The organism is Campylobacter sp. P0103, assembly GCF_002139545.1.
GTDB classification, from domain to species: Bacteria; Campylobacterota; Campylobacteria; order Campylobacterales; family Campylobacteraceae; genus Campylobacter; species Campylobacter devanensis.
The window spans coordinates 1-1314 of sequence record NZ_MJKG01000016.1; the positions used below are offsets into that span (position 1 = coordinate 1).

General features: G+C 36.8%; 1 protein-coding gene. It reads left to right on the forward strand.

The features are described from left to right. The coding region (locus CIGNP103_RS08005) for a flagellin (protein WP_086268908.1) at window positions 1–1268 on the forward strand (1268 nt) is incomplete at its 5' end. Window positions 1269–1314 lie beyond the last annotated feature (46 nt).

Sequence of the window (1314 nt, forward strand, 5' to 3'; positions counted from 1 at the left end):
AAAATGCTGATTCTAGAAGAGCTCTTCAAAATGATATTAGCAGACTTCTTGAAGAACTAGATATGATAGCTACTACTACAAGCTTTAATGGCCAACAACTACTAAATGGAAATTTTTCAAACAAAAACTTCCAAATTGGTGCTTATAGTAATGAAACAGCTAAAGTAAGTATAGGTGCTACAAACTCAAATACAATTGGGCATACTAGGTTTGAGACACTAAAAAATGTTGTAGCTTCTAATATTTCTCAAATGGCAGATGCAGTTGTAAAACTTAGCGGAATCGATGGATATCCGGGTGGTTATGTATTTCAAACTATTAGCGCAAAAACATTACAAACAGATGGTTTAAAAGCTGTAGCTGAAATGATGAATGGCGTAAGCGATAAAACTGGTATAAGAGCTGAAGTTAATAATACTCAAATTTTTGGCCAAGCAATTGCTGCTGGTACAATTAAAGATTTTATGATTAATGGCGTAAAAATCGGAAATATTACCGTAAAAGCTAATGATTCTGACAATGCTTTAACTGCAGCAATTAACGCTAAAAAAGATGAAACCGGAGTAGAAGCAAGCCTAGAAAATGGTCGTCTAGTCCTAGCTGCTAAAGATGGTAGAGCTATTAGACTTGGTTCAACATCTACTGGTGCTACTACTGTATTTGGTGCTAAAACGGGTGCTTCATTAGCTGGAGATGCGCATTCGGCTGGTACGGTTTATTTAGGTCAAATCACATTTATTCGCCAAGATGCTAGAGATATTAAAGTTGGTTTAGGTGGTATATCCTTAGTATCTGGTTTTACTGCTGGTGACGCTATGATAACCGCTGCTAATGCATCAACTGGTTATGCTCAAGCTTCTGTAAATTTAAAATATATGAATTCAGGAACAATTAGCTTTGAAACTGCTAAGGCTATGGGCTTCTTTGCTGGTGGTTTCTCGGCAGTGTATGGTACAGCTGCTCAAGCCGGTGGCGTAAATACTTATGGTGGTGCCCAGGCTATGGTGGATGTAGCTGAAGCAGCTAGAAAGACTCTAGACAAGCTAAGAGCTGACCTAGGTTCAGTACAAAATCAATTAGTAGCTACTATAAATAATATTACAGTTACCCAAGTAAATGTAAAATCAGCTGAATCTCAAATAAGAGATGTAGACTTTGCTAGTGAGAGTGCAAACTTCTCTAAATTTAACATACTAGCCCAAAGTGGAAGCTACGCTATGAGCCAGGCAAATGCTGTACAACAAAATATATTAAGACTACTACAGTAGCTTAAATTTAAATCTTTAATAGCTTAAATTTACTCGCAATGCTTAG